This is a genomic window from Aquiflexum sp., assembly GCF_041751335.1.
GTDB lineage: Bacteria > Bacteroidota > Bacteroidia > Cytophagales > Cyclobacteriaceae > Aquiflexum.
Genome location: NZ_JBGSXS010000230.1, coordinates 1 through 4,773 on the forward strand (window position 1 = coordinate 1; position 4,773 = coordinate 4,773).

Below are 4,773 nucleotides of genomic sequence, written 5' to 3' on the forward strand. Positions count from 1 at the left end.
TCATTTGGATGGTGTCAGACTTGATGATATCAGTCCTTTTTATTTCATTCCTCATGAACTTGTCCTTCCCTATAGGTTCAACCGCGTGACTTTTGAATATGGGACAAACGAACTGGCTCACCCCAATTTAATCGAATACCAGTATTTTCTGGAAGGATATGACCGGGACTGGAGTCCTGTGAACAATGAACCTAAGGTCACGTTTGGGAATATCCGGGAAGGAAATTATACTTTCCAGATTAGGGCGAGATATACAGGTGTAGGTGAGGAGGATGCTAATAATTGGACAGCACCTTTAACCTACAGCTTTAGCGTATTGCCTCCTTGGTACCGTACTTGGTGGGCTTATTTGATTTATGCCTTGGGATTTATTGGAAGCTTGAGATTTTATGTCAAACGGAGGGAATGGGCCCTGAAAAAACGACAGGAAGAACTGGAGCATACAGTGGATATCAGGACAGCCGAACTACGTGCAGAAAAGAAAAAATCCGATGACCTGCTTTTGAATATCCTCCCGGAAGAAGTGGCGGAAGAACTCAAGGCCAAGGGGAGTGCCGATGCCCAGTTGATCGATGAGGTTACGGTGCTTTTTACAGATTTCAAGGGTTTCACCCAATTGTCCGAAAAACTCAGCCCAAGGGAATTGGTAGCAGAAATCAATGAGTGTTTTTCTGCCTTTGACTATATCATGCAAAAACACAAAATTGAAAAGATCAAAACGATCGGAGATGCCTATATGGCAGCGGGAGGATTACCTACGCCTAATCAGACTCATGCTACAGATGTGGTCAATGCCGCTTTGGACATTCAGGAGTATATGAAAAATCACAGGTTGACCAAAGAAGCCAAAGGATATCTGTTTTTTGAAATCAGGATTGGCATCCATACCGGTCCTGTAGTGGCGGGAATTGTCGGGGTAAAAAAATTTCAATATGATATCTGGGGTGATACTGTAAATACAGCCAGTCGGATGGAAAGTAGTGGTGAAACCGGAAAGGTTAACATCAGCGGAACTACCTATGAAGAGGTTAAGGCGTTTTTTAAATGTAGTCACCGTGGTAAAATTGCCGCCAAAGGAAAAGGAGAAATAGACATGTACTTTGTAGAAAGAAATGACCAAAACCTTAATAAATAGGGCAAAAAAAGAAAAACTCACTCCAAGTGAAACAGTTTTTTCCATTATTTTACCTTTTTAGAAAAAATCCACATAAATTAAAAGAAATAATGTCCAAGGAAATGAAAAATAAATTTGATGATCATTACCGAGAGCTCCTAAGCAATCTTTTTGGGGAGATGGAAGAAAGTAGCCTTAAGCAGATTTTTGAAGCCGGAAAAAAAATAGAGCTTGACGCGGGGGAATATTTATTCAAACAAGGAGACAGCGAAAATGAACTGTATGTAGTGTTGTCGGGAAGGCTCCGTGCCATAAATGAATCCAAAAGTGGTACGGTAATTTTGGGAGATATTGCAGAAGGTGAGCCCGTTGGTGAAATCGCCCTTTTCACCAATGAACCCAGAATGGCCGCAGTACTGGCCATCAGAAAATCCGTAGTACTTGAGATCAGTAAAGCCGAATACCATTCGGCAGTAGCAAAAAATCCTGAATTTGCATCGGCACTGACAAGGTTTGTGATCAACAGGATGAGGAGAAATGTACTGGAGCAAAAAGTAGAGGCCATCCCAAAAAACATCGTCATCATCCAGCTTCAACAGGATCTGAATATAGATTATTGGGTATCAGAAATCAAAAGAACTCTGGAGACCATGCACATTCCAACCCAAATCTTGGGAAGGGAATCAAAAGGAGAAAAAAATTATAAAGAGCTTTCGGAGCTTTTGGAACAACATAAAGGGGTCAATCTGATTGTCTGTAGTGGGCAAGATGCTGATTGGACCAGGCAATGTCTCCTTTATGCGGATTTGGTGATATTGGCTACTTACTTTTATGCCGAATCGGATCTTTATGATATTGAGAAAGAGCAAAAACTTTATGAAAACAATATTCTAAATAGGAAAAAATACCTACTGCTTTTACATCCTGAAAATGTAGACGTGTCAGAAAATACCGCTAAGTGGTTTAAAAACAGAAATATACATCTGCATATCCATGCGCGAAAAAACAATAGCAAGGACATGAGCAGGCTGTGCAGGATCATTACCAATCAGGCAGTAGGCCTAGTCCTTGGCGGAAGTGGTGCCAAAGGTTATGCCCATGTCGGAGCTGTTCAGGCTCTTTTGGAAGCCGGGGTTGAGATAGATTTTGTAGGAGGAAGCAGTGCAGGAGCCCTTTATGGTATCATCATGGCCTTTGCTGATTTTCAAAATAAAAGGATTGAAGCTATTTGCCAACAATCCGCTGAAAGTGATCTGGGAATCAATGACTTTTTCCTGACCTTTTTTGCAAAAAACAGTAGCAAAAAAATCGAGGAATTTTCCAAAAATATTTTCGGCAACACCGCTTTGGAAGATCTTTGGGTCACTTCCTATTGTGTGTCCACCGATATGACCAACAACGAGGTTAAAATCCATAGTATCGGAAAAGTATGGCAGCAAGTTCAGGAAAGTTTTCTGTCTCCCGGGATTTTTCCCCCGGTAGTCGTGGATGATCAAGTGTATATGGATGGCACCATGGCTGATAATATCCCGATAGATCCCATGTATAGATATCCTGTCAAAAACATCATAGCTGTTTCCCTGTCTGGATCAGAACCGGAAAAGGTGGATTTTAAAAATGTACCTTCAGTATGGGAACAGGTCAAAGGGAAATTTGCCAAGAAGAAAAGATACGACAATCCCGTCATTACCACGGTAATGGTCAACTCCATGACTTTCAATTCCAGACAAAGAGAAGAAATCAATAAATCCAAAGTATCCCTCTTTTTTGAAATCAACCTGAGGGCAGTTAGTCTTTTGGATGACAGCAAATGGAAGAAAGTTGTCAAAAAAGGCCATGATCAGACCAAATCCTACCTCGAAGAATTGCCCCAAGAGGAGAAATTCTGGATAAAGAATTCTTAATGGTCACTTTGAAGTACAAACAATAAACTATGGGTTTCGAAAATGTAATTGCATTTATCTTCTTGTATTATCTCCGTCGACAGTTAAAAACAAGAGAGATTCCAGAGAAATGGAAAAAACCCATTAATTACGGGCTGATCATCGTTGTCATTTTGGCCATTACAGCAGGATCAGGTCTTGTTAATGATCTGCTCGTCAAGTTTTTCAGCATCTTGCTGATATCATATATTGTTTATAATATTTTCACTCATCCCGAATTTTCGGGAACAAAGTCCTTGGTATATGCAGCACTGCCTCTGATCGCGGTATCTATCATCAGTGATGTATTCGAACTGGCCTTTCCTTCCTTATTCAAAACATGGGAAAAAGTATTTGATGTAGCCTCATTTTTTGCTTTTATCTGGTTGGTAGCCATGTATATCACCTATAGAAAACAGAAAAAAGCACTCTTGGCAGAGAAAATCAAAGCTTTGGAAAGGGAAAAAGAATATCAGATCACCCAGACCCTCAAAGCTAAATTGGAGGTGGATGTTGCCGAAAGAACTGCAGAACTGGTCAAACAGAAAGAAGAACTTGAAAAAGCTTTGGAAGAACTCAAATCAGCACAGGCCCAATTGATCCAATCTGAAAAGATGGCCTCGCTGGGGGAACTGACGGCAGGAATCGCTCATGAAATACAAAACCCCTTGAATTTTGTCAACAATTTTTCGGAGGTAAGCCAGGAGTTGATTGATGAAATGTATCAGGAGTTAGACAATGGAGATCTTGAGGAAGTGAAAGCAATTGCCAAGGACATTAAACAGAATCTTGAAAAAATACACCATCACGGAAGCCGTGCTGACAATATTGTCAAGGGAATGTTACAACATAGCCGTACAAGTATGGGAGAAAAATCCCCAACTGACATCAATGAATTGGCAGATGAGTACCTTAGACTTTCCTATCATGGTCTAAGGGCAAAAGACAAATCTTTTAACGCTGATTTTAAAGCCGATCTTGATACCAATCTACCAAAAATCAACATCGTGCCTCAGGATGTTGGAAGGGTTTTGCTCAATTTGATCAACAACGCCTTTTATGCAGTCAATGACCAACGAAAACAGTCAGACAATTCTGGCTATAAACCTTCTGTAACTGTCAGCACCTCAATCAATGAAAAAGGTAATAAAATCATTATAAAAGTTGCAGATAATGGTCCCGGAATTCCAAAACAAATGAAAGACAAAATATTCCAGCCTTTCTTTACTACCAAACCAACAGGGCAAGGAACTGGCTTAGGACTGTCACTAAGCTATGATATTGTAAAAGCCCATGGCGGTGAACTGAAAGTAGAATCACCAGCTTTAGGAAAAAATGGCCTGCCTACCGGTCAGGCAGTCGGTCAGTTAGGCGGTGAGGCAGGGACGGTATTTACGGTTACTCTTCCTGTTTAAATCATGCTCAACTAATTTTGGTAATTTCGGATCGCCATACTTCTATAATCAAGTCCATATTTAAAAGAATTGCCCATAATCAGCTGATAGAAACCGATAAGTAATTGAATTTCCCTGCAAATGTGTATTTTACATAAAAATTAAACTTTGGTTTAATGATAACAAAAACCACCACACCCAAGATAGTTTTGATACATAGATTTTACTTTTTTATAATTGCTTTACTCACACCATTCTTGGTGCCAATGGATGCGTTTGCCCAAACCAATCCTGAACTTGGTTTACCGCTGATTTCAAATTACACCTCTAAAATTTATAAAGG

3 protein-coding genes are annotated in these 4,773 nt (G+C 40.1%); all 3 read left to right on the forward strand.

Features of this window, described 5'->3' with window-relative positions; all coding sequences use genetic code 11:
• A partial coding sequence (locus ACEW8U_RS12360) for an adenylate/guanylate cyclase domain-containing protein (protein WP_373522356.1) occupies nt 1-1,135 on the forward strand: 1,135 nt, incomplete at its 5' end.
• Nucleotides 1,136-1,236: 101 nt separating this feature from the next.
• Nucleotides 1,237-3,018, forward strand: a complete 1,782-nt coding sequence (locus tag ACEW8U_RS12365; protein WP_373522357.1) for a patatin-like phospholipase family protein — start codon at nt 1,237-1,239, stop codon at nt 3,016-3,018.
• A 29-nt stretch (nt 3,019-3,047) separates the two neighbouring features.
• Complete coding sequence (locus ACEW8U_RS12370; RefSeq protein ID WP_373522358.1) at nt 3,048-4,451, forward strand: sensor histidine kinase; 1,404 nt, start codon at nt 3,048-3,050, stop codon at nt 4,449-4,451.
• Nucleotides 4,452-4,773 lie beyond the last annotated feature (322 nt).